The 23,564-nt window shown below is 62.0% G+C and carries 27 protein-coding genes, 1 tRNA gene and 1 pseudogene; 16 read left to right on the top strand and 13 right to left on the bottom strand.

The features are described 5' to 3' along the window. Positions 1-19: 19 nt before the first annotated feature. The 9 genes from V1292_RS25785 (at position 20) to V1292_RS25745 (ending at position 7,705) form a co-directional block, all read left to right on the top strand. A complete protein-coding gene (locus V1292_RS25785; RefSeq protein ID WP_334375442.1) occupies positions 20-754 on the top strand; it encodes a GvpL/GvpF family gas vesicle protein in 735 nt (244 codons plus the stop codon). A gap of 32 nt (positions 755-786) precedes the next feature. After that, positions 787-1,011 (top strand): gas vesicle protein GvpG, encoded by a 225-nt coding sequence (locus V1292_RS25780; protein WP_334375441.1) that lies wholly within the window; start codon positions 787-789, stop codon positions 1,009-1,011. Then, complete coding sequence (locus V1292_RS25775) at positions 1,008-1,322, top strand: gas vesicle protein (protein WP_334375440.1); 315 nt, start codon at positions 1,008-1,010, stop codon at positions 1,320-1,322. The genes V1292_RS25780 and V1292_RS25775 overlap by 4 nt, the downstream gene beginning before the upstream one ends. Further along, complete coding sequence (locus tag V1292_RS25770) at positions 1,319-2,104, top strand: GvpL/GvpF family gas vesicle protein (RefSeq protein ID WP_334375439.1); 786 nt, start codon at positions 1,319-1,321, stop codon at positions 2,102-2,104. The genes V1292_RS25775 and V1292_RS25770 overlap by 4 nt, the downstream gene beginning before the upstream one ends. Continuing rightward, positions 2,101-2,298 carry a gas vesicle protein gene (locus V1292_RS25765; RefSeq protein ID WP_334375438.1) on the top strand — a complete coding sequence of 66 codons (198 nt, stop codon included), beginning with the start codon at positions 2,101-2,103 and terminating at the stop codon, positions 2,296-2,298. The genes V1292_RS25770 and V1292_RS25765 overlap by 4 nt, the downstream gene beginning before the upstream one ends. Next, positions 2,295-2,600 carry a gas vesicle protein K gene (locus V1292_RS25760; RefSeq protein ID WP_334375437.1) on the top strand — a complete coding sequence of 102 codons (306 nt, stop codon included), beginning with the start codon at positions 2,295-2,297 and terminating at the stop codon, positions 2,598-2,600. Before V1292_RS25765 ends, V1292_RS25760 begins: the two co-directional genes overlap by 4 nt. 430 nt (positions 2,601-3,030) lie before the next feature. After that, positions 3,031-4,050: a TRAP transporter substrate-binding protein gene (locus V1292_RS25755; protein ID WP_334375436.1), complete on the top strand. Its 1,020-nt coding sequence runs from the start codon at positions 3,031-3,033 to the stop codon at positions 4,048-4,050. A gap of 76 nt (positions 4,051-4,126) precedes the next feature. Next, positions 4,127-6,025 (top strand): TRAP transporter large permease, encoded by a 1,899-nt coding sequence (locus tag V1292_RS25750; protein ID WP_334375434.1) that lies wholly within the window; start codon positions 4,127-4,129, stop codon positions 6,023-6,025. Positions 6,026-6,055: 30 nt separating this feature from the next. Then, positions 6,056-7,705 carry an acyl-CoA synthetase gene (locus V1292_RS25745; protein ID WP_334375432.1) on the top strand — a complete coding sequence of 550 codons (1,650 nt, stop codon included), beginning with the start codon at positions 6,056-6,058 and terminating at the stop codon, positions 7,703-7,705. A 108-nt stretch (positions 7,706-7,813) separates the two neighbouring features. Here the strand turns inward: V1292_RS25745 and V1292_RS25740 are convergent, their stop codons facing one another. The 7 genes from V1292_RS25740 to V1292_RS25710 are packed head-to-tail and all read right to left on the bottom strand — an operon-like array spanning position 7,814 to position 15,077. Next, positions 7,814-8,440, bottom strand: a complete 627-nt coding sequence (locus tag V1292_RS25740) for an antibiotic biosynthesis monooxygenase family protein (protein WP_334375431.1) — start codon at positions 8,438-8,440, stop codon at positions 7,814-7,816. A gap of 43 nt (positions 8,441-8,483) precedes the next feature. After that, positions 8,484-9,290: an MBL fold metallo-hydrolase gene (locus V1292_RS25735; RefSeq protein WP_334375430.1), complete on the bottom strand. Its 807-nt coding sequence runs from the start codon at positions 9,288-9,290 to the stop codon at positions 8,484-8,486. Next, on the bottom strand, positions 9,287-10,078 hold the full coding sequence (locus V1292_RS25730) for a TatD family hydrolase (RefSeq protein ID WP_334377164.1): 792 nt from the start codon (positions 10,076-10,078) through the stop codon (positions 9,287-9,289). The genes V1292_RS25735 and V1292_RS25730 overlap by 4 nt, the downstream gene beginning before the upstream one ends. Positions 10,079-10,092: 14 nt before the next feature. Further along, on the bottom strand, positions 10,093-12,036 hold the full coding sequence (gene metG, locus V1292_RS25725) for a methionine--tRNA ligase (protein WP_334375429.1): 1,944 nt from the start codon (positions 12,034-12,036) through the stop codon (positions 10,093-10,095). Positions 12,037-12,088: 52 nt separating this feature from the next. Continuing rightward, positions 12,089-13,129, bottom strand: a complete 1,041-nt coding sequence (locus V1292_RS25720; protein WP_334375428.1) for a DNA polymerase III subunit delta' — start codon at positions 13,127-13,129, stop codon at positions 12,089-12,091. Next, positions 13,126-13,812: a dTMP kinase gene (tmk, locus tag V1292_RS25715; protein ID WP_334375427.1), complete on the bottom strand. Its 687-nt coding sequence runs from the start codon at positions 13,810-13,812 to the stop codon at positions 13,126-13,128. Before tmk ends, V1292_RS25720 begins: the two co-directional genes overlap by 4 nt. Before the next feature lie 2 nt (positions 13,813-13,814). Next, the gene (locus V1292_RS25710; RefSeq protein WP_442895564.1) at positions 13,815-15,077 is read right to left on the bottom strand and encodes a D-alanyl-D-alanine carboxypeptidase family protein; all 1,263 of its coding nucleotides are present in this window, start codon (positions 15,075-15,077) and stop codon (positions 13,815-13,817) included. A gap of 165 nt (positions 15,078-15,242) precedes the next feature. Between V1292_RS25710 and V1292_RS25705 the strand changes: the two are divergent. After that, positions 15,243-16,188, top strand: a pseudogene (locus tag V1292_RS25705) (alpha/beta fold hydrolase). A gap of 78 nt (positions 16,189-16,266) precedes the next feature. Here V1292_RS25705 and V1292_RS25700 read toward each other — a convergent pair. Next, positions 16,267-17,136 carry a septal ring lytic transglycosylase RlpA family protein gene (locus V1292_RS25700; protein WP_334375426.1) on the bottom strand — a complete coding sequence of 290 codons (870 nt, stop codon included), beginning with the start codon at positions 17,134-17,136 and terminating at the stop codon, positions 16,267-16,269. Positions 17,137-18,118: 982 nt separating this feature from the next. Between V1292_RS25700 and V1292_RS25695 the strand changes: the two genes are divergently transcribed. Beyond that, positions 18,119-18,208: transfer RNA gene (locus V1292_RS25695), tRNA-Ser, on the top strand. A gap of 158 nt (positions 18,209-18,366) precedes the next feature. Here V1292_RS25695 and V1292_RS25690 read toward each other — a convergent pair. Next, entirely contained in the window at positions 18,367-18,597 is a 231-nt protein-coding gene (locus tag V1292_RS25690; protein WP_334375425.1) for a hypothetical protein, read from the bottom strand. 195 nt (positions 18,598-18,792) lie between these two features. On the opposite strand from V1292_RS25690, the gene V1292_RS25685 reads away from it, so the two are divergent. Beyond that, positions 18,793-18,996 (top strand): hypothetical protein, encoded by a 204-nt coding sequence (locus V1292_RS25685; RefSeq protein WP_334375423.1) that lies wholly within the window; start codon positions 18,793-18,795, stop codon positions 18,994-18,996. After that, complete coding sequence (locus tag V1292_RS25680; protein WP_334375422.1) at positions 18,993-19,139, top strand: hypothetical protein; 147 nt, start codon at positions 18,993-18,995, stop codon at positions 19,137-19,139. The genes V1292_RS25685 and V1292_RS25680 overlap by 4 nt, the downstream gene beginning before the upstream one ends. Before the next feature lie 51 nt (positions 19,140-19,190). Here V1292_RS25680 and V1292_RS25675 read toward each other — a convergent pair whose 3' ends face one another. Together V1292_RS25675 and V1292_RS25670 are read right to left on the bottom strand one after the other, a co-directional pair. Then, the gene (locus V1292_RS25675; protein WP_334375421.1) at positions 19,191-19,442 is read right to left on the bottom strand and encodes a hypothetical protein; all 252 of its coding nucleotides are present in this window, start codon (positions 19,440-19,442) and stop codon (positions 19,191-19,193) included. Next, entirely contained in the window at positions 19,442-20,017 is a 576-nt protein-coding gene (locus V1292_RS25670) for a hypothetical protein (protein ID WP_334375420.1), read from the bottom strand. The genes V1292_RS25675 and V1292_RS25670 overlap by 1 nt, the downstream gene beginning before the upstream one ends. Positions 20,018-20,675: 658 nt before the next feature. On the opposite strand from V1292_RS25670, the gene V1292_RS25665 reads away from it, so the two are divergent. The 3 genes from V1292_RS25665 to V1292_RS25655 all read left to right on the top strand — a co-directional run bounded on the left by V1292_RS25665 (position 20,676) and on the right by V1292_RS25655 (position 21,745). After that, a complete protein-coding gene (locus V1292_RS25665) occupies positions 20,676-20,852 on the top strand; it encodes a hypothetical protein (protein ID WP_334375417.1) in 177 nt (58 codons plus the stop codon). A 102-nt stretch (positions 20,853-20,954) separates the two neighbouring features. Beyond that, the gene (locus V1292_RS25660; RefSeq protein ID WP_334375416.1) at positions 20,955-21,302 is read left to right on the top strand and encodes a hypothetical protein; all 348 of its coding nucleotides are present in this window, start codon (positions 20,955-20,957) and stop codon (positions 21,300-21,302) included. A gap of 131 nt (positions 21,303-21,433) precedes the next feature. Further along, positions 21,434-21,745, top strand: coding sequence for a hypothetical protein (locus tag V1292_RS25655; RefSeq protein ID WP_334375415.1), 312 nt, complete (start codon positions 21,434-21,436; stop codon positions 21,743-21,745). Between the two features lie 6 nt (positions 21,746-21,751). Here the strand turns inward: V1292_RS25655 and V1292_RS25650 are convergent, their stop codons facing one another. After that, positions 21,752-22,024 (bottom strand): hypothetical protein, encoded by a 273-nt coding sequence (locus V1292_RS25650; protein WP_334375414.1) that lies wholly within the window; start codon positions 22,022-22,024, stop codon positions 21,752-21,754. Beyond that, positions 22,024-23,541, bottom strand: coding sequence for a hypothetical protein (locus V1292_RS25645; RefSeq protein ID WP_334375413.1), 1,518 nt, complete (start codon positions 23,539-23,541; stop codon positions 22,024-22,026). Before V1292_RS25645 ends, V1292_RS25650 begins: the two co-directional genes overlap by 1 nt. Between the last annotated feature and the right edge of the window lie 23 nt (positions 23,542-23,564).

The following is a 23,564-nucleotide window of genomic DNA, read 5'->3' as shown; positions in this document are numbered from 1 at the left end:
CCAACGGAAAGGACGACTGATGAGCAGCTACGTCTACTGTGTCACGCGTGCCTCGCACCCACTACCGCTCGAAGGCGCGGTGGGGGTGGGAGAGCGAGCTCCCGCCCTCCGGCTCGTGTGCGAGCAGGATCTCGTCGCGGTGGTTAGCGACGCGCCGGAGAACTTGCGCGCGAAGCGGCGCGATCTGGTGAAGCACGATGCGGTCATCGGACGGATCTACGCAGCCGGCACCGTGCTGCCGATGCGGTTCGGGATAGTCGCGCCCGACGACGAGGCCGTGCAGACGGAGCTTCGATCGAGGGCGCGTCGCTATGGCGAACTGCTGTGCCGGATCGATGGCCATGTCGAGCTCAACGTCAAAGGCGTTCATGCGGAGGAAGCTCTTCTCCGCGACCTCTTGCTTCAGAACGACGAGTTACGCGCGCGAAATCACGCACTTCGTGCCGCCGATGGCGGCCGCCATCAGGACAAGGTGGCGTTCGGCGAGCACGTGGCCGCCGCCGTTGCGGAGCGGCGCGCGCGTGACGCGGGCCAGGTCATCGCCCGCCTGCAACCACATGCCGCGCAGATACGTCGGGGCCCGCCGGTCGACGGTTGCTTCGTCAACGTATCGTTCCTGGTGGCGTCCGGCGCCCGGGCGGACTTCGATGGTGCCCTGTCGCCGCTGCGCCGCGAGCTGCCCGGCTACGCAAGCGTCGAGTTGTACGGGCCCTTGCCACCATACAGCTTCGTCGGCAACGAAGCGGACGTGTGAGGGCCGTGGCGGTGGGACTCCTGTCGCATGTCTTGTTGCTGCCGCTCGCGCCGGCCCGCTTCGCGCTGTGGACCATCGACCGGGTGGTCGACGCCGCTGCCGAACAGCATTGCGGCCCGGCAGCCATCCGGCGCGAGCTGGCCGAGCTTTCGCGGCAACTGGATCAAGGGTTGATCGATGCCGAGGAATTCGATCGACGCGAGGACGAGATCCTCGACCGGCTGGACGAGGGACAAAAGCGAGGAATGATCGCATGATGGAACAAGGCTTGTGGCACGGACGCCAGGATGCTTCGCCGAACCTGGCTGACATTCTGGAGCGGGTTCTGGACAAAGGGCTGATCATCGCCGGCGACATCAAGATCAACCTGCTCGACATCGAGCTTCTAACCATCAAGCTCCGGCTGTTGGTCGCGTCGGTGGACAAGGCCAAGGCGATGGGGATCGACTGGTGGGAGCACGATCCGGCGCTTTCCCAGCCACGGCCGCGGCCGCTCGCGGCCGAGAACGCGCGGTTGCGCAAGAAGATCAGGGCGCTGGAAACCGCCACTCTGGAGGCACGGCGATGAGCACAGCGAGCTATACTTACGCGGTCGCGCGCCCGTTCAATCCGACCCAGGCGGCCGGCCTCGTCGGCGTCGACGGCGCCGCGATCCACCTGGTCCGCCACCAAGACCTGGTCGCCGTGGTCAGTCCGCTTGCACCTGCCGACGCCGACGAGACCGCGCTGCGAGCCAGGCTGGAGACGCTGGCGGAGCTAGAGGTGATCGCACGCGCGCACCACAGGGTCGTGGCGGCGATTGCCGCGTGCACACCAACGCTGCCGTTCCGCCTCGCGACCGTTCACCGCACCGACGACCGCGTTGCGCAGTTGCTACGCCGGGAGTACCGGCGCTTCCGCGAGACGCTGGATCGATTCGCGGGCCGCGTGGAGGTGGGGGTGAAGATCTACGTGCAGCACGCGGGCGCATCTGCCGGCGCCATGTCCGTGGCTGAGAAAACCGACGGGTCCGGATCGGCGCGCGCGGGCAGGGACTACCTGCGCAACCGCCGCGAGCAGCGCGATCGGCGCCAGCACGCGTGGCGGCGCGCAACCACTGCGGCCGAGCAGGTGGACGCCGTTCTCGCCGGGCTTGCCGTCGATCGCCGCCAACACCGAACGCAGAGCGCCGAGCTGTCCGCTGCTCCAGGCGAAAATGTATTCAACGCAGCCTACCTGGTGGATGCCGGGCGCGCCGAAGAACTCACCGCCCGTGCACAGCGGCTGGGCGCCGAAAACCCGCACGTGACGCTCGAGATCACGGGCCCCTGGCCGCCCTATTCGTTCGCCGACAGCGAGGAGCGCACGTGAGCCCCGCCGCGTTCCCGGCTCGAGAGGTCGCACTAGTCGACCTGCTCGACCGGCTCCTGGCGGGTGGCATCGTGCTGGCCGGAGACATCACGCTGGCGATCGCCGACATCGACATGGTGCAAATCTCGCTTCGCGCTCTGATCACGTCGCTCGGCCGGACCACGCGATCTGGCGCAGCGGAGCGAGACCAGTGAGCGCCGACGTCGCTGGACATGAGCAGGGGCCGCGCCAGCGCATTTCGATGGCGCCTGACACGGTCGAACGAGATCTGGCCCGCCTGGTGCTCACCGTCGTGGAGTTGCTGCGTCAACTCGTGGAGCGACAGGCGCTTCGTCGTGTCGACGAGGGCGGCTTGACCGAAGCGGAGGAGGAGCGCGTCGGCATGACGCTGATGCTTCTAGACAACCGCATATCGCGCCTGCGGGAGCACTTCGGGCTCGCCGCCGAGGACCTGAATATCGACCTGGGACCTCTTGGTCCGCTGCTTCCGCGTTGAGTTCCCTCAGTCTAACGCCGAGCACATTCTGGCTGCGAAATTCCTAGACCTGAAGTGCACAGGGCGCCGTAAATCCAGGCAGACTCAAATAGAGCACGAATGACTCAGATCGAACCCGAAGCATCCTTGCCAATGGGGCACACTCCGATCGCGTACCCGCAATTCGCATAAGGTATATTATGGAATATTTATATCTACAATTAGATCAAATACTTGGGCGGATATGCTGGCAAATCTAGTCAGCTCCGGCGCCGAAACGGCCCGCCTTTGCCGGCCATGAGAGTCCTGATCTGCTGCGTCCCGGCCATTCCTATTGCCGACATCTGCTGACGCTGCAATAAGCGCGAGCGCGGCGATCGCTGATGATCCCGTGGAGACCGCAGGTCCGTGTTTCGGACCTCAAGAACAATAACTCTCAAGGGAGAATGAGATGAGCTTTTCACGACGCACGCTTCTCAAGGCATCCGCTGCGTCAGCGGTTTTGGGCGGCATCGGCGCACCATTGGTGGCGCGAGCCCAGACCGCCGAATTTACCTACAAATACGCCAATAATCTTCCGGACGGCCATCCGATGAACGCCCGCGCCAAGGAAATGGCGGCGGCGATCAAAGCCGAGACCAAGGGCCGGTTCGACCTGCAGATTTTCCCGAACAACCAGCTCGGTTCCGATACGGACATGCTGAGCCAGATCAGGTCCGGCGGCGTGGAATTTTTCACGCTCTCGGGACTGATTCTAGCGACGCTGGTGCCGGCGGCGTCTATCAGCGGCATCGGCTTCGCATTCCCGGATTACGACACGGTCTGGAAGGCCATGGACGGGGGCCTGGGTGCTTATATCCGCGGCGAAATCACCAAGGCGAACCTCGTGGTGATGGACAAGATCTGGGATAACGGCTTCCGCCAGACGACGTCGTCGACCAAGCCCATTAGCGGCCCGGAGGACCTCAAGGGCTTCAAGATCCGGGTACCGGTGTCGCCGCTCTGGACCTCGATGTTCAAGGCGTTCGATGCAGCGCCCGCCTCGATCAATTTCAGCGAGGTTTATTCGGCGCTGCAGACCAAGATCGTCGAGGGCCAGGAAAACCCGCTGGCGATCATCTCGACTGCCAAACTATACGAAGTGCAGAAGTTCTGTTCGCTGACCAACCACATGTGGGACGGCTTCTGGTTCCTGGCGAACCGCCGCGCCTGGGAAAAGCTGCCTGAGGATGTCAGGACGATCGTCGCCAAGAACATCAACGCGGCGGCCATCAAGGAGCGCGAGGACGTCGCCAAGCTGAACGCCGGGCTGCAGCAGGAACTGGCGGGCAAGGGCCTGACCTTCAACCAGCCCAACGTGACGCCGTTCCGCGACAAGCTGCGCTCGGCCGGCTTCTACGCGGAATGGAAAGGTAAATACGGCGACCAGGCTTGGGAGCTGCTCGAGAAATCCGTAGGCAAGCTGTCGTAATCGCATAGCGTTTTCGAGCGAAGTGGATACCGGTTCGCGTAAAGAAAACGCGTCAAAAAAGAAGCGGGCGGCCGTCGTGGCTCATGCCGAACTGAGTGAAGTGGTTGGCGGTGAGGTGGCTCAGCCCCCTCGCCGCCGTTCGTTGCTGGCTTCCATCGAACACGCCCTGGGAATGCTGGTCGAGCTTCCCGCAGCGCTGCTGGTTGTCGCCGAAATCGTCATCCTGTTTGCCGGCGTGGTGGCGCGCTACGCGCTGCATCGGCCGCTGATCTGGTCTGACGAACTGGCCTCAATCCTGTTCCTGTGGCTCGCCATGCTCGGCGCCGCCGTAGCATTCCGCCGCGCCGAGCACATGCGGATGACGGCGGTCGTCGCCAACGCGAAGCCCGCCATGCGCGCCTATCTCGATCTGGTGGCGACAGCAGCCGCCCTGGCGTTTCTCATCCTGATTGCCTGGCCAGCCTACGAATACGCCTACGAGGAAAGCTACATCACCACGCCTGCATTGCAGATCCTCAATAGCTGGCGCGCCGCGGCGCTGCCGGTCGGCATTGCGCTGATGGCGCTGTTCGCGCTGCTGCGTCTGGCCCGCGTCGGCAACGTTCGCACGGTGCTGGGCGCGATCCTGTCGGTCGCACTTGTCATCGCGATATTCTGGCTGCTCAGGGGCTCGCTCAAACCGCTCGGCAACCTCAATCTGATCATCTTCTTTGTCGGCGTGGCCGGCTTCTGCGTGTTCGCCGGCGTGCCGATTGCGTTCGGCTTTGGCTTGGCGACCTACGGCTATCTGGCGCTGACCACGGGTACGCCGCTGATGGTGCTGGTCGGGCGCATGGACGAGGGCATGAGCCACCTCATCCTCTTGTCGGTGCCGCTGTTCGTGTTCCTGGGCCTGCTGATCGAAATGACCGGCATGGCGCGCGCCATGGTGGCGTTCCTGGCGAGCTTGCTCGGCCATGTCCGCGGCGGGCTGCATTACGTGCTGGTCGGCGCGATGTATCTGGTATCGGGTATCTCGGGCTCCAAGGCCGCCGATATGGCTGCCGTGGCGCCGGTGCTGTTTCCCGAGATGAAGGCGCGCGGCGCCAAGCCGGGCGATCTGGTCGCCCTCCTCTCCGCCACGGGCGCGCAGACCGAGACCATTCCGCCGAGCCTCGTGCTGATCACCATCGGCTCGGTCACGGGAGTATCGATCGCGGCGCTGTTCACCGGCGGCCTGCTGCCCGGCCTGGTGCTGGCGATCACGCTGTCGGCGCTGGTGTGGTGGCGTTACCGGAAGGAAGATCTGCGGCACGTCACGCGGGCGAGCGCCAATGAGGTCGTCCGCGCGTTTCTCATCGCCCTGCCCGCCATCGCGCTGCCATTCGTGATCCGCTACGCCGTGGTCGAAGGCATTGCGACCGCAACCGAGGTTTCCACCATCGGCATCGTCTATGCCTTTATCGTCGGTTACCTGATTTACGGTCTCTTGATCTACCGCAATTTCGACTGGCGCCGGATCGTGCCAATGTTGGTCGAGACCGCGTGCCTGTCGGGCGCGATCTTGCTGATCATCGGCTGCGCCACCGGCATGGCCTGGGGCCTCACGCAGTCCGGCTTTTCGCGGACGCTGGCGGCCGCCATGACCGGCCTGCCCGGTGGCTCGGCGACGTTCATCGCGGTCTCGATCGTGGCCTTCGTGATCCTGGGCAGCGTGCTCGAGGGGATTCCGGCGATCGTGCTGTTCGGGCCGTTATTGTTTCCGATCGCCCGTGCCGTCGGCGTCCACGAGGTCCATTACGCGATGATCGTTATTCTTGCGATGGGTATCGGGCTATTCGCGCCGCCCTTCGGAGTGGGCTATTATGCGGCCTGTGCCATCGGGCGCGTCGATCCGGCCGAGGGTATCCGGCCGATCTGGGGTTACCTGTTGGCGCTGATGGTCGGCCTGATTATCGTGGCGATCTTCCCGTGGATTTCCATCGGGTTCTTGTAAGGTCAAACCTTTGTAGATGGGACACAGCCGATGAGCGCAGCCCAGAACCAGTATTCGATCGGATTGGACAAGACGCCGGCGAATTACGTGCCGCTGACGCCGCTCAGTTTCCTTGCCCGCAGCGCAGCCGTTTATCCCGATCACATCAGCACGGTCTATGAAGGCCGCAGCTTTACCTGGGCCGAGACCTATGCGCGCTGCCGGCGCTTTGCGTCCTGGCTCGCCGCGCGGGGTATCGGCGTCGGCGACACGGTTGCGGCGATGTTGCCCAACGTACCCGCGATGAACGAGGTGCATTTCGCCGTACCGATGGCGGGCGCCGTGCTGAACGCGCTGAACATCCGGCTCGACGCGCCCTCGATTGCCTTCCAGCTCGACCATGGCGGCGCGAAAATCATCCTGGTCGATCCTGAATTTGCCGGTGTGATTGCGGAAGCGCTGACGCTGATGAAGGGACCAAAGCCGTACGTCGTCGATGTCGATGATGCGGCGTTTGCGGGCGGCAAGCGGATTGGCGAGATCGAGTACGAGGCGGCGGTCGCGGCGGGCGATCCGGCCTTCGTCGCAAGGCTTCCCGGCGATGAATGGGACGCAATTGCGCTCAGCTATACCTCGGGCACCACGGGCAACCCCAAGGGCGTCGTGACCCATCACCGCGGCGCTTATCTCAATGCTGTCAGCAATATTCTGGCCGGCAATCTCGGCCAGCATCCGGTCTATCTGTGGACGCTGCCGATGTTCCACTGTAACGGCTGGTGTTTCCCGTGGACCGTCGCTGCCGCCGCCGGCATCAATGTCTGCCTGCGCAAGGTCGATCCCGCAAAAATCTTCGAGCTGATCCAAAATCACGGCGTCACCCACATGTGCGGTGCGCCGATCGTCTACAACACGCTGATCAACGCGCCCGGTGCGCCCAAGGGCGACAAGGCTCGCCGCGTGGTCGGATTGATCGCGGGCGCAGCACCTCCGGTCGCCGTGCTCGAGGGCGCCGAGAGCATCGGCATCAAGCTGACGCATGTCTACGGTCTGACTGAAGTCTACGGCCCCGCCTCCGTCTGCGCTGAGCAGCCGGGCTGGGAGGAACTGCCCGCCGACCAACGCGCCCAGATGAAGCGCCGGCAGGGCGTGCCCTACCCGCTGGAGGAAGCCGTCACCGTGCTCGACCCGCAGACCATGCAGGAGGTGCCGCGCGATGGCGAAACCATCGGCGAGGTCATGTTCCGCGGCAATATCGTGATGAAGGGCTATCTCAAGAACGAGAAGGCGACGCAGGAAGCCTTCGCCGGCGGCTGGTTTCACACCGGCGACCTCGGCGTGCTCGACGAGCACGGCTACGTCATCATCAAGGACCGCTCCAAGGACATCATCATCTCCGGCGGCGAGAACATCTCCTCCGTCGAGGTCGAGGACATCCTGTACAAGCACCCGGCCGTGCTGTTTGCCGCCGTGGTTGCCAAGCCCGACCCGAAATGGGGCGAAGTGCCCTGCGCTTTCGTCGAGTTGAAGGAGGGCGCCAAGGCGACGGAAGCCGAGATCATCGCTTTCTGCCGCAGCCACATGTCGGGCTTCAAGACGCCCAAGGCCGTCGTGTTTGGCGTCATCCCGAAGACGTCCACGGGCAAGATCCAGAAATTCATGCTGCGCAATCAGGTGGACTCGGCAAAGGCGATATCGGCGTAATTTCGTAGGGTGGGCAAAGCGAAGCGTGCCCACCACGCTCGTGCCCACCACGCTTGGGAAGTTCGACGAGCGATGGTGGGCACGGCGCTTACGCGCCTTTTGCCCACCCTACGATCGTTCTACCGGCCGGTAGTACTGCGGCGCCTCCGTGCGTTCGAACATGCCGTAGTCGCGCATGACCTCGAAAACGCGGAAGTACTGTGTTGTCGGATCGGCAAACAGCCGGGCGCCGAATTCGATGCCGGCTTGATCGTCTGGTAGATCGATCAAATGCGCGAAGTGCCCCTCACGATAGACGCTTGCGAAAGCGTCTCGGCGCAATTCGGTCGCGGCCGGTAGCGTCGCGTTCTTCGATTCCGCCGCCAGCACATAAGTCGGCTTGCGCCTTGCGGGATCGTTGTAAGGCGTACGCCGCTCGGGTTGCCAGATCGGCTGGCCGGGCTTTGCTTCGTGGATCACCTGGGCGACCCGGATGCGATAGTCCGAAAAGACCTTCTCGCGGCCGATTGTCTGGACGTCGTGATGGTGAGCATGGGCTCGCCACGCCGTCAGGGCCCCCTCGTCCTGCCAGATCTGATAGGACAGCAGCAGGTTCTCCCGTGTCAAACTCCTGAAGCGATCGATGAAGAGACAGCCGCCCATCGCTTCAAGCTCGGGCTTCAGCGAGGCCGCAAGATCGAGATATTGATCTCGGTGCCCGGGCCTTGTCTGGACTTCAAAGAACAGACCAATCATCGACGTCCCTCCGCGTCCGGCGCGCAGACTTGCCGCGGCAGACTCAGCCTGCGCTGTTCAACGTCAGCCGCAAACCATCATAGGCCGGGATCACGCCCGGCGGCAGGCTCTGGCGCAATACCTCGTAGTCGAGGTCGGAATGCATGTTGGTGATGACAGCCTGCTTCGGCTTGAAGCGCTCGATCCAGGACAGCGCGTCGTTGACGCTGAAATGGCTGGGATGCCCGGCATAACGCAGCCCGTCGACGATCCAGAGATCGAGGTTTTCCAGCGCCGGCCAGCTCTCTTCGGGAACGTCATGGAGGTCCGGCGTATAGGCGGCGGCCCCAATCCGGAAGCCCAGCGCGGGAATCTTGCCGTGGTGAACCAGGAAAGCGGATAGCTTCACCGGGCCGCCCCTCCCCTCGGTGGTGTGGCTTTCGCCCGCTTCGATCGCATGGCGCGTCAGGATCGGCGGATAGTCGCTGCCTTCCGGCGAGATGAAGCAGTAAGAGAACCGCGCCATGATGTCTTTGGCGGTCGACTGGTTGAAGTAGACGGGAATGCGGCGGCGCTGGTGCAGCACGACCGAACGCAGGTCGTCGATGCCGTGGGTCTGGTCGGCGTGCTCATGCGTCAGGAACACCGCGTCGATGTGATCGACCTCCGCATCGATCAACTGCTCGCGCAGATCGGGCGAAGTGTCGATCACGATCCGCGTGGTGCCGTGGGCACCCGTGCGCTCGACCAGCAGCGAGCAGCGGCGGCGACGGTTCTTCGGATTGTTGGGATCGCAGGCACCCCAGCCGAGTGCCGGGCGCGGTACGCCGGCCGAAGAGCCGCAGCCGAGGATCGTCAGCGTCAACTTCATGCCGCGACCTTTGGCGCCGGCACTTTCGAGAACAGCCGGAAGAAGTTTTCGGTCGTCTGCCGCGAAATCTCTTCCAGCGAGACGCCACGCGTTTCCGCCAGCACCTTGGCGACTTCGACCACGTAGGACGGCTCGTTGCGTTTGCCGCGAAACTTGCCGGGCGCCAGATAAGGCGAGTCGGTCTCGACCATGATGCGGTCGGCCGGAAGTTCGGCCGCGAGCTCGCGCAAGGCTTCCGACTTCTTGAACGTCAAAATGCCGGTGAACGAGATCGACAGGCCCAACGCAATTGCCTTCATCGCCAGCTCGCGCCCACCGGTGTAGCAATGCAGCACCGCCCGAAACGCTCCCTTCGCCACCTCGTCTTCGAGAATGCGGCCGCAATCCTCGTCGGCTTCGCGCGTATGGATCACCAGCGGCAATCCAGTGGCTCGCGCCGCCGCGATATGCGCGCGAAAGCCGCGCTCCTGCGCCTCGCGGGAGCCGTGCTCATAGAAATAGTCGAGCCCCGCCTCCCCTAAGGCCACGACCTTCGGATGCTTCGTCAACTCGATCAGCTCACTGGCGGGAATGCCGTCTTCCTCATCGGCCTGATGCGGATGAGTGCCGACCGAGCAATAGACGTTGGGGAACCGCTCGGCGATCGCGAGCAGCCCGCCGAGCCGCCTGACCCGGGTCGAAATCGTGACGATGCGGCCGATCCCGGCGGCCTCGGCGCGCGCGACGATGGCGTCGAGGTCCTCGGCAAAATCCGGGAAGTCGAGATGGCAGTGGCTGTCGACGAGCATGGCTTGCAAACGGCTCAATCCACCTTTGGTTCGACGTAGCGCGGAAATACGCCGACCGGTGGCGGCAGTGTCGTTCCCGGCTCAATCCGCGTGGCAAGTGCCGCGAAATCGCGCGCTTGTTTCTCGTTCGGAATGCCGAGGCTATCCAGCAGCTTGGCCGACGCATCCGGCATCACCGGCTGCGTCAGAATGGCGACCTGACGCACCACCTCCGCCGTCACGTACAGCACAGTTTTCTGTCTGTCAGGATCGGTCTTGGCCAGCGCCCAGGGCGCCTCGCCCGCGAAATAGCGGTTGGCCTCTGCCACCACGGCCCACACCGCGTTCAGCCATTGATGGATCTGTTGCGTCGCCATCGCGGTGCGCGAGACTTCCCGCATGGCGTCGGCCTGCGCCAGGATCGCCTTGTCGTTATCGGTGAACTCACCGGGCTCCGGCAGCACACCACCAAGCTGCTTTGCGATCATCGACAGCGAGCGTTGCGCCAGATTGCCGAGATCGTTGGCGAGGTCGGCGTTGATGCGCGCGACGATGGCTTCATGGCTGTAATTGCCGTCCTGTCCGAACGGCACCTCGCGCAGGAAGAAATAGCGCATCTGGTCGACGCCATACTGATCGGCCAGATTGAAGGGATCGACGACGTTGCCGACCGACTTCGACATCTTCTCGCCCCTGCTGAACAGGAAGCCGTGCGCGTAAACCCGCTTCTGCACGGGAATCCCGGCCGACATCAGGAACGCCGGCCAGTACACCGCGTGGAAGCGAATAATGTCCTTGCCGATGACGTGCACGTCCGCCGGCCAGTAGCGCCAGTTCGGATCGCTCTCGTCGGGAAAGCCAACGCCGGTGATGTAGTTGGTCAGTGCATCGACCCAGACGTACATCACGTGCTCGGGATCGTTCGGCACCTTGACGCCCCAGTCGAACGTCGTGCGCGAAATCGACAGATCCTTCAGACCGCTCTTAACGAAACTGATGACCTCGTTGCGGCGTGAATCCGGGCCGATGAAATCCGGCTGGCTTTCGTAGAGTTGCAGCAAGCGGTCCTGATATGCGGATAGCTTGAAGAAGTAGCTCTTCTCCTCTACCCACTCGACCGGCGAGCCCTGCGGGCCACGGCGCACATTGTCCTCGCCGAGGACGGTTTCCTCCTCGGCGTAATAGGCTTCGTCGCGCACCGAATACCAGCCGGAATAGGTATCGATATAGATATCGCCATTCTGCTGCATCCGATCCCAGACCACCTGAACCGAGCGATGATGGTCAGGCTCCGTGGTGCGGATGAAGCGATCGAACGAGACGTTGAGGCGCTCGTCCATCTCCTTGAACCGGCCGGCATTGCGCGCGGCCAATTCAGCGACGCCCATTCCTTCAGCTTCAGCGGTTTGCACCATCTTGAGGCCGTGCTCGTCGGTGCCCGTGAGGAAAAAGACGTCCTTGCCGTTGAGCCGCTGAAACCGCGCGAGCGCATCGGTCGCAATCGCCTCATAGGCGTGCCCGATATGCGGGAGGCCGTTCGGATAGGCGATCGCGGTCGTGATGAAGTAGGTATCGCGTTCGGCGGGCGCTGCCGGCCTGGCGACGGGAGCCGGCTTTGCGCGTGGTGCGGCGGGCTTCGGAATTTCTGCGACCGGCGCCGCTTGAACGGCAGGGCTCGCTTCCTGCGGCGTTACCGCGCGCTTCTTCGACGGCGTTTTCGTAACGGATTTCTTCGCCGATCTTTTGACAGCTTTCTTGGCAGCTTTTTTGGTCGACTTCTTCGCCGCTTTCTTCGAAGCCTTCTTTGCAGCCTTTTTCGAAGCCTTGCCGCCCTTCTTCACGACGCGCTTGCTCTTCGTCGCACTTTTCCTGGCTGCACGCTTTTTCGCCGCCGCCTTCTTGCTGGCGCTAGCGGGCGGCGATTTGCGAACCTTCTTCGCCTTGCGCTTTTTCGAAGCTTTCTTTGCAGCCGTCGCCACCACGAATTCCTTTATTGCTCATAGATTGTCGGAATTGATATCCGGCGGAGGGTTACCGCGTCGCGTCCGCGAGCATCCCGAACACCGAGAAAACCAGCGGTTTTCGCTCCAAATTGTACGCTTCGGTGTCGCGCGCGGCGCGGATGATCTTTTCCCATACCTCCGCCAGCCGTGCAAGGCGGGGCAGATTTGCATTGGCATCGTCGACGCGCAGCTTTTCGCCGATCCAGCGATCGATGCCGTCGATGAAAGCAGCCAGCGCCACCCGGTCGCTGGTGCCCAGCGCATCGCCAAGCGCATGCAGCTCGCGCGGATCGACCTGCGGCAGCGTCGCCAGCAGCGCCGCGGTCCGCTGCTGCAGCTTCAGCGCGTCGCCGCCGAGCAGCGTCAGTGCGCGGGACACGCTCCCCTCCGACGCGTCGGCAGCTTCCGACAGCACGGCATCATCGGGTGCGATGTCGGCGGCTCGCGCCGCCGCGCGCACGACGTCGCCGGTCGCAAGCGGCCGCAGCGGCAGCTTGCGGCAACGGGACAGGATCGTGGGCAGGGCCCGCGCCGGCGAATGGCTGACGAGCAGAAACAGCGATCGGTGCGGCGGCTCCTCGAGAATCTTGAGCAGCGCGTTAGCGGCGTTTGGATTGAGCTCGTCGACGGTGTCGACAATACATACGCGCCAGCCGTCGACCGCCGCGGTCGAGCCGAAAAACGAGATCGTCTCCCGCGTCTCATCCACGGTGATGACTGTCCGCATCACGCCGCGATCGTTGAGGCCTCGTTCCAGCACCAGCAGGCCACCATGGGCGCCGGCCGTGATCTGGCGCGCGACCGGATCGCCCGGATCGAGCGCAAGCGTCTCGGCGCGCTGCACCGAAGGCAGCAATGGATTGGGATTAGCAAGCACGAAACGGGCCATGCGATAGGCCAGCGTCGCCTTGCCGATGCCCTGCGGGCCGCCGATCAGCCAGGCATGCGGAATGCGGCCGCTGCGATAGGCATTCAGCAGGGCCGTCTCCGCCTCGCGGTGACCGAACAGATCGGCCGTTTCGCGAGGATGTTTGACCGCCGTTTCCTGCTCGACCTTGCGCGCGCTCATGTCGTCCCCGCCGGGCTCGGGACCGCGAACACATGCTCGCGCAGCGCCGTCCAGACGCGGGCAGCAACCGTGTCGGCATCGGCATTGGCGTCGATCAGCACGCAGCGCTGCGGGTCTTCGGCGGCGATTTGCTTGTAGGCGTCGCGCAGGTCCTGATGGAATTGCAGGTCTTCCGACTCGAACCGGTCAGGCACGCCGCTGCCGCGGCGAGCGGTCGCGCGCTGCAAACCAACTTCAACCGGGATGTCCAGAATGATGGTGAGGTCCGGCTTCAGGTCACCGATGGTGACGCGCTGCATGGCGTTGAGCACGAGCGGAGAGACCTGGCCCAGGCTGCCCTGGTAGGCGCGGGTCGAATCCGAGAAGCGGTCGCACAGCACCCATGTTCCCTGGCTGAGTGCGGGCTGGATGACGGTGCGAACGTGATCGTCGCGTGCGGCGGCGAACAGCAACGTCTCGGCGTCCGGTCCCAGCAGCTTGCCCATTCCCGACAACACGAGATGCCGCATGATTTCCGCCCCCGGCGAGCCGCCCGGCTCGCGGGTGACGATGGTACGCAGCTTTGCCGCGGCAAGGCGCTCGGCGAGTTTCTTGATCTGCGTGGACTTGCCCGAGCCCTCGCCGCCTTCAAACGTAATGAACTTCCCGCGTCCGGAAGGCCGCTGCAGCGTTGCCTGGGTCATGCTCAGAGCTTCTCTGCGCTCGCGCGGAACACGCCGATGACGAGCTCGCTGACCCCGTCGATTGCACGACGCACGGTCGAACCAGTGCCGATCGCTTCAGCGGCATAGACCGGTGCCTCCACGGCGATATTGGCGCCGCGCCACACCTTGACGACGCCGACCTGCTGGCCGGACTGGATCGGCGCCTGGACCGGGCCCTTGTAAACGATTCGCGCGATCAGTTTCTCACTGCCGTTCTTCGGTACCATCACCTTGATCGGCTCGGGGCTGGCAAGCTTCACCGAGCGGCTTTCGCCGCCAAACACCTTGGCATAGCCGACCTGCTGGTTGGCCGCGAACAGCGTGCGCGTCTCGAAATTGCGAAAACCCCATTCCAGCATCTTCTTGGCCTCTGAGGCACGATCGTCGGAATCTTCCAGTCCGTTGATCGCGACAATCAGCCTCGTGTCGTTCTGCAAGGCGGAGCCGACCATGCCGTAGCCGCCCTCCTTGGTGTAGCCGGTCTTCAGCCCGTCGGCACCATTTAGCGTGTTCAGCAGCGGATTGCGGTTCTGCTGCCGAATCTTGTTCCAGGTGAATTCTCTCTCTCCGAACAATTTGTACATGTCGGGATAGGCGAGGATCAGGTGGCGGGCGAGTTTGGCCAGTTCACGAACCGTCATCTTGTTGGCAGGGTCCGGCAGCCCGCTGGAGTTTCCGAAGGTCGATTTCGTCAGGCCGAGCTCGCGCGCCCGCTTGGTCATGAAGTCGGCGGCAAAAATCCGCTCGTTGCCAGCCATGCCTTCGGCAAGCGCCATGCAGGAATCGTTGCCGCTCTGGATGATCGCGCCCTTCAGCAGGTCGTCCACCGACACCTTACTGTTGAGAATGGCAAACATCGTCGAGCCGCCGGCCGGCGCGCCGCCCTTGCGCCAGGCGTTCTCGCTGATCCGATATTCGTCTGTCGGTTTGACCTTGCCCTGCTTGATGGCGTCGAACACCACCTCCACCGTCATCAGCTTCATCATGCTGGATGGCGCCCGCAATTCGTCGGCGTTCTTCTCGAACAGCACGCTGCCGCTGGAAGCCTCGATCAGGATCGCGGTCGGCGCATCGCCATCGAAGCCGCCGTCGTCCTTCTTCGGAGCGCCCTGCACGCTGTTGTTGGCGGCATACACGATGCCGCCCCAGCCGACCGAGAGCGCGAAGACAGCGGCCATCAGGCCGCGCCACGGGATGATGGCCGCCGTGTCGGATTTACGGGAAACGGAAGTTTCTGGTGCCATCGGCGATGTCCTGAATCCGTGCGTTCTAACAGTTGGAAGTATCGCAAACAACACAGGTTTTTGGACTTGTGGCCGTGTCGATCTGATTGCGGTGCCGAACGAAGAAACGTATCGTTGCGATGCTGCAATTTCCGGACAAGATACGAAAAACAGGGCGGAAACGCGATGCCAACCTCACGCACTATTTCCGTCAACGGGCTCGACTTCTTTGTTTTCGAACAGGGCCAGGGGCCGCTGGTGCTGCTCTGCCATGGGTTGGCCCGAATTATCCTACTCCTGGCGGCACCAGGTCGGCGCCATCGCGGAAGCCGGTTTCCATGTCGTAGCCCCCGACATGCGCGGGTTTGGCCGGACCAGCGCGCCGGCGGACGTCGGCGCCTACACCATCTTCCACAATGTCGGCGACATGGTTGCGCTGGTGGCGGCACTTGGCGAAAAGCAGGCCGTCATTGTCGGCCATGACTGGGGCGCGCCGGTCGCCTGGCACGCGGCGATGTTCCGGCCCGATATCTTTACCAAGGTGGCGGGCCTCAGTGTTCCGCCCCCTTCCCGCGGACGCGGCCTGCCGCTGGAGACCTTGCGAAACAACGGCATCACCAATTTCTACTGGCAGTATTTTCAGGCGCCGGGCGTGGCAGAGGCCGAGTTCGAGCGCGATGTCTCAGCGACCATGCGAATCGTGCTGGCGGGGCGCGGGTTCTCTGATCCGGCGGCCCACCAATTTGTTCAGGAGGGCAAGGGATTTCTCGCTGGCGCCGATCCTGATCGGCCATTGCCGGGCTGGCTGACCGAGGCCGACCTCGCCTATTTCGCGGCCGTCTATCAGGAGTCCGGCTTTCGCGGCGGACTGAATTGGTACCGCAATATCGACCGCAATTGGGAACTGACCGCACCCTGGCAGGGCGCGCAAATCCACCAGCCGTCGCTGTTCATCGCGGGATCGAAGGATGGCGTCATCACCGGGCTGATCGGCGCCAAGCTGGTCAACGAGATGGGGCGCGTGCTGCCGAACTTGCGGCAAAAGCTCATACTCGACGGGGCCGGCCACTGGATTCAACAGGAGCGGCCCGATGAGGTCAACGCTGCCCTGATCGCCTTCCTGAAGGAGTAGCTATATTCGACGCGCTTTCTTCGAACCGGGCGCCACGCTGGATCAAGTCCGGGCCAGGCTTTCGCTTGAAGACGCTATCTAGTACAGCCCGCGCCCGCTGAGGACTTCGCTCGGACCACGCGGATCGACCGGCAGGTAAGCCTGGCGTGGTGCCGCATAGCTGGCCTCGTTCTCGTAGGACACTGCGCGCGGATTTTCCGCGGCACGGCCGCGCGAGCGGCCGGAGGCCGACATTTCCGAGGTCGCGTTGATCGAGGCGTAGTCCGCCGAGGTATTGCCGAGGCTATAGGGCCGTCCCTCCGGCATCGGCACCTCGCCCCGGATTCGGCCCGCGGACGACGGCATCTCTGGAACAAACGGGCGGGCCGAGGCGACCCGGACCGTAGCCGGGGACGGCGCGGGCTCGCCGGTCCGCAGCGTCGCCAGGAGCTGGCGGTCGTCAGAACCCTCAAGCGGGGCCCGGCCGACATATTCAACCCGCACCCGAGCGACACCATTTGCTTTGAAATCTAGCAGTTCCGCCGCCTTGTTCGAGACGTCGATGAGGCGGTTGCCGTGGTACGGACCGCGGTCATTGACGCGGACGATCAGCGACTTGCCGTTCCGGACATTGGTGACGCGAGCGTAACTCGGGATCGGCAGGGTCGGATGGGCCGCCGTCAGCGAGGTCATATCGAAAACCTCGCCATTGGCGGTCAACCGGCCGTGGAAATCGTCGCCATACCAGGAAGCCATTCCCTCGGCGCGATAGTTCGGATCCTCTTCCGGCACGTAGACCCGGCCCGCGACGGTGTAGGGCTTGCCGATACGGTAAGTTCCCCCGCCCTTCGGCACGGGCTCTCCGAACGCCACCACGCGGGGGCTGGAGGAGACGCCATATTTGGGGTCGATCCGCCTGGCGAATTTGTCCGACGAGGCACAATTGGCAAGGACAAGGCATGTTGCCATGGCAACAGTACCACGAACTGCCAGAACGATTGTTGTTGGCCGTCGAATCCCCATCACCCCAGTTACCATTTCTAGCGGCCGACTGCCTATGTCGAAGCGTTGCGGCCTTACCCCACGATGCGGCCCACCTCCGCATCACATGATGAAGATATCGCAACCCGAACACGGCGGAAATGGGGTCTGGTCCCGCGTGGTGAATGAATGGTTGCTTCGCGCTCCGTCGAACTGGGCGCAACGCTTCGATTCACAGTGTATGCGCCCTTCGTCATAGCCTTCCTGTGCCGCTTTCAGACAATCTGTTGCACCAAATCATCACTCACGACCGATATGCGATTCCAGCCCGTGAATCTTTTTGACTGTGCAACGATGCAGTCGTTCTGTGCGTTGCAGGGGCGCAAAGGATTTGTGCGATGATCGAGACAGTAACAGCGTTGATGGGCCTGGTGAGCGCAGGCATTTTTCTTGCCCATGCATTTGAAGGCTATCGTTCCAGAGCGTGAGTTTTGAAGGCCGGCGGCGGTAGCCGCCCGGCTTCAGAGAGAAATGGCTCGGTAGTTCCGATCGGGGATTCGGAAAGGTCTAGTAAATTCGGACGAGCATCTGGTGTGGTAGGTATCTGATGAGCAACCACGACATTGTCTCCAACGGATTTCTTGCGCTGGCGACTGCCAGCTTCGTGCTGCTGTGCTCCGGCCTGCTGGCCGTTGCGTTCGGTTGAACAAGGACACGAACCAATTGCGGCGACGGCACCGGGACGATGCGATCCCGGCAGAATTGGCAAGCGCCCGCATTGCGGCTGATGCCGCTCCATCATGATCCAGGCGCGTGTGAAGTGCTCCATACAACGTCGACGTGACTGTCCGTCTTGCCCGACGGGACAGCAGCGCTTCATCGCCCTTCCCGGCTTGGGCGCCGCCAAATCCAAATTTCTTCTCTTGTGTTTTCACCGTCGCATCGGCTAAGCGCTTGATCGTAAAGGCAAGGAAGGGTGGCCGAGTGGTTTAAGGCACCGGTCTTGAAAACCGGCGTGCCTGCAAGGGTACCGTGGGTTCGAATCCCACCCCTTCCGCCAGAACCATTTGATTTCATTCAAGAATTTGGTTTATGGGAAGCGTACGTACAATCCAACGCACAATCATTTTTCGACACTGACACCATCGGCCTTATCGTCACGCTCGCCGCGGTCGCCGCTCTTTTCATTGCGGCGTGGCGCCAGCGACGCCTTCGAGGTCACGGCACGTCACCGGCCTTTCGAGACCCGCCGATGCTGTAGGGCTTGTTGAGAAAGTAGTCGCGGTTGCCCAGCGCCTTCTCTGCGTACTGGTCGATCGCCACGGTGATTGCCTGCACGTGTTGGAAACAGTAGCCCTCGCGTGCCGCACGCTGACGCACTTCAGCAAGCGCCCTGATCCATGGCGAGTTGTCCGCGCTCTCGTCGTACCACCGTAGCGTTTCTGTCATCACCAGCTCCCTGCGGGGATAGTACAAAACGTGAACGAGATGACAAGCCGCTACAAATGGGCTGTGCTGGGGCGGAACACGCAAGATCATTGCCCCGAGTAGATTTTATTGCCCTGGTCCGCCTCGTTTGAGGATCCAATACCGCTTCCGAATGGCCGGCAGCTCCTCACATTGAAGGATGCCGCCAGCTACATCATGAAGCTGCCGAAGGCCGAGCACGCGGCGCCCGAATGGCAAGCGGCAATGGAAGCGCTAATCCTCGTTGCAGAACGCGGCGGCCCAACGATGCTAGCCCGGATCGGTGTCATGCGAGCGTTGAACCGTCACCTCGAACGGGTCTTCAGTACCGATCGAAAAACCCACCATTGGGGCAAGCGCAAGCTCAAGAGGGACGAATGACAGTCTTTGTCTACGTCAACACCGCTAAGCAGGTTGGCGATCCCGAGCACCTCAAGGTCTTCGCCAACCAGGACGCGGCCGAAACTTGGTTCGCGGAGAACGATCCCGAAGGCGTGGCCTTTGAGTACGAGGTTCTGGAATGACTAGGCCCGCCAGCGTGAACCGGCGGGCCCTTAAATACCCCGGGTAGGTATCTAATTCGCCGTGTGGGTTTCGAGCGCAAGCAATGCCGGCGAGATAGCATTTCGATCCGCACCCGCCGCCAAGTATGCCAGCGTCGCCAAAAGCTCGGCAGTCATGATCAGCTTGATCACCACGCTCTGGTAGCCCGGGCTCGCCGTGTCTGGCGTGGTGAAAATAATCCGACGAACCGGCCCCAAGGTCTCAATCCGGGCGATGCCGTGACAGTACAACTCGCAGGCTTGATCTATCAGGTGGTCTGACATCACACGCCTCCCTGCGCGTCGCCTTCGAACTGATCGCGCAGTTGTGCCCCCGGCTCGCCGCCGACGAACTCGATTAAGAGCTGTCGGGTCTCCCGGATGCCGTAGTCGGCATCTACCTCTCGCCACTCGGCGGGCAGCAGGCGCAGCGCCACCATGACTTTAGCCCGGCGCCCCTCCGGGGTTTGCGCGGGTATCGCCCACATCTGCTTCACGAGGTCTTCCATTTTTCCGAAGTGTACGTCCTGCAGCTTGCACAGCCGATTGTGCTCGACGCACTCGGGAATTTTGGTAACGAGGTCCCATCTTTCTTGAGGGGTTAGATACGTACCTGCCTGCACTTCTCTGGAAAGAGCTTCCTTGTACAGCCGCTCGCTTTCAGCCTGCCAGATCTCTGAGAGCTTGAGGATCTCGTCATGGTACGCCGTGCCTAGTTCGTATTGCTCGAAGAACTGCTCTTCCAGCTTTAGCAGCACGCTGTCGTCGGGGATCGGGCACGCTTGGTGCGCCGGCTCGGCCGTGGCCGGCTGCGTCGGAATAGCTGTGCCTGCAATGGTCGCGCCAACAAACATATTCATAACTGACCTCCTGTTGACTGCAGCCCCGCCCGAAGGAATCTCCGAAACGCTGGATGGTTCTGGCTCGTTTTTGACTCCCTGCCCTGCAGCGGCGGGACTGGTTGGAATCACTGGAGGTGAAGACAATTGGACGGCGCCTGGGGCGCTGTGGTGTGATGAAGACGCAGAAGTTCGTGGCGTGCTATGCACGCTTTCAGCCTTGGGCATGGGTCGCATCCTTGCTTGGGGTTAGAGCCGGGCAGGATGTTTCCGCACTTGCCCGGCTTGCTATTTTATGACATCATAAATTCATGAAGTCAACAATTAATAGCGCTAAAAAATCGAGAGGGCGTCCGGCCGTCGAGTCGGAGGCGGTCAATGTGCGGCTCACAACGCCGGCCTTAAAGGCCATAGACGATTGGCGCCGGCAGCAGGACGACTTACCTGGGCGGCCTGAAGCCATCCGCCGACTTGTGGAAATGGCCCTAAACGGTCCCGCGAAGCGCTAGTTCCCGCTTCGTTCCAAGGCGGCACACGAAAGTGTGTCACGTACGTCACTGTACGACCCCAAACAGCAACTATATTTGTAAAACCTAGTTGGTGGGTAGTGCCACTAAAGCTATGGTTGAAAACCTTAACGGCTCTGATGCAGTATAAGGTTCCACCTGGAGCGAGTCAGATGACAGCAATTGTGCAGCTTTATCAACGCGCCGTTACGGCCGTTAGCGCAATTATGCCTTCGCGGTCTCAGGCGGACGACTATTCGCGCGAGCTCACCGAAGAGCAAACCAAACTCATGCGCAAGATCGCTGAGGATGAGCGCGCCTCTTGGGTGTCACATAAGCGCGAGTCGTGATAGTTCCACACCTTGATGGTGTGGACATATCTTCCCCTAGATGACCCCGACTTTCCAAAGGAAAACGACATCTTATGGTGTCGGTTTCCTCACGAGGAAGATTTGTCCATTCCTGGCCGGAAATGCCGTCCCGTATTAGTGAGAGAAATTGAAACGAACGACCAACTCGGTCGAGCCATCATTACAGTGTCGCAGGGCACCAGCATCAAAGATAGCGCAACGCGTCTCCGCTATGAACTTCGCGATCTGATCATTCACAAGCCGGCAGAAATTGCCGCTCATGGTCTTCACGTTCCCACGCGGTTTGACCTGCGAAAAAAGAAGCGCATTCCAGTGATTTGGTGCCGCGAGTTTTTTCAGTGGCCAACCTATGCACACCGCCTTTACATGGGGAAACTGAACATCGACACGCTCCGCCGTTTGACCAACCGTCAAATGCTGTGGCGATAGCAGCTCGCCACCTAAGCGAGGCCTAGCGGCGTACACTGAGAACTTATAACAATTTCACCCCCTTTTGAGCATTGCCTTTGGACGCCCGCTTCGGTTGTATCGTCTAGCTGAAAGACGAATGGGGGTTATCGATGGCGACCATTGCGGATGAAATGAAGCTAAAGGCTCAAGAAATTGCGGATCATGCGCACGCCAAGATAGCGCGTTTGGACGAAGAACTTTCGAAGATCGAGAAGCAGAAGGCGAAAATAGATGCGGAGCGCCATAAGGCGCGCGGTGCGCTTGAGCGAGCGGCAAAGTTTCCGGTCAAGAGCGGCGCTGACTATCTGTGCCCGCTCTGCTGGGTTGACGAAGCCAAAGCTTCCACCCTGCGCCCCGTTCCCAGTCCGGATCGTCACGATATCTTTCGCTGTAACACCTGTCATTTTGAAGCTGTCATCTAATGTGCTTCAGACGATGCCCAGCGGTCGATATCGCAGCGGCCGGTTGAAATCGCTGTTGCCGCGCTCTTGCTGCCACGCCTGCAGGCGCAGCCGGCCGGCGATCCGGTGCGGCTTATCGCCCTCCTGCAGCCTGTAGGGCTTGCCAATGGGCTTGCCGTTCTCGGTGCACATGGTCAGCAGGCCATCAGTGACGAAATAGAACCCCTGCTCCACCGCTCCCGGAAATTCCGGCAATCGCGGCGCGGCAGTCTGCACCCAGACACTCTTGATCTCTGGCATCAAAAAATCCCGTAATTCGGATATTCGATTTTTCTGTTGAAGTTCTTGGCAACGCTCTGCGGGACTGGCGAGCCATTCGGTTCTGTGAAGCACAACGCCACAGCGTCGCCTTCGTCCGGTGAAGGTATGCCGCGGCGGCGCATGTCCTCCTTTGACTCCAGCAAAAGCCGCCCATCGCTGGTGAACTTGTATCCGATCGACGTCAGGTCACCCTGCAGGCTGTTGCTGTCCGGCAGTGACAAGCCTTCCTCCAGCGCATTGCGGAGGTTGACGTACAATTCGGCCCGGCGATTGGCGGGCCCACCAGCGGGCTTGCCGTTTTCGTCCAGCGGCGGCGGTTCAATCGGCTTGCCTCCGAAGTTCACCCGATTGATGGTGTGACCATAGCCCTGCTCGTCCAGGCGATCGGCAACGCCAACGCCAAGGCCAGTAACGTCTATGTTGACCTTGGCTGGCTTCTCTTCGCGGATAATCTTCGCAACTAGGCCAGCCACCTCCATCGTTCCAAGCCCGTGCCGCTTCTCCAGCTTGTAGATTGTCGATCCCTTGCGCCACGCAATCGCGGTGCTATCCGCACCCTTGCCGGCGGGATCGACGCCAACGATCAGGTATCCGGTCGGCTCAGCCTCGCGCTTGCGGGCCTTCAGGACGAGTTCGGCAGGAATGTAGCTGTCAAAGTCGGCAGCGATGAAAGCTTCATCTGCCGTCAGCGGATATTCCTGACAGAACAATTCCGGTGATGCCATGTTGGCGATCTTGTTCCGCCTCCATTGCAATTGCTCATCGTCCAGGCCGTGAAGCTCAGCTAGCTTGTCCTCTTCCTCGGTCCTCGCAAAGTCGTCGGGTACCCTAGCCCGGTACGCCGGGTCCAGCGACCACGGCAGGAAGACCGCGATAAATTCACTCTCGCCAGCCTCGGCCTTGCGCCAAAGCTTGTAGAAGTCGTTAAAGCTGTTTCCGGTCGTCTCGAGGATGATCTCGGTCCCGTCGATATCCGGGATAGTTTGCATCAACGCCGCAAACTGGACTTGCAGGTCTTTCCAGAATGCCGCCTCCGATGCGTGAAGCTGCTGCGCCGTGGCGGATCGGCCGCTGCCCTCTTCCGTCGCGACCGAAACCAGATACCCGGAATCGATCTTGTCAAAGATCAACTCTTCCGCGTTCGACGCCCCGACCGATGGACGCAAGTCTTCGGGCATGTGCTCATGAAACCGCTTCACAAGCTGGAACAGGTTTTTGGATGCCGGCTTTTCGTGACCGATGATGATGGTCCGCAAGCCCGGATTGCTGGTCGTTTGCTTGTAGAAGCGCGCGGCAATATAGGTGCTGATACCGAGCTGCCGAGCCTTCAGGACGATGACGCGAACACGGCCCGTCTTTGCCTTCTGCTCTTCAATGATCCGATGCAACTCACGCTGCGCGGGATTGAACAGGAAAGGCGCCAACGCCCCCGCCTTCGGCCTTATCTTTAGAAGCTCGGCGGCGAAAAACTCCAGGTCCGTGTTCAAACGGACCAAGCGGTCTCCAGCCTCGCGGAAGT

The organism is Bradyrhizobium sp. AZCC 1719 (assembly GCF_036924525.1).
GTDB lineage: Bacteria > Pseudomonadota > Alphaproteobacteria > Rhizobiales > Xanthobacteraceae > Bradyrhizobium.
Note: the sequence above shows the minus strand (reverse complement) of the source record. Positions and strands in the feature narration are given on the sequence as shown.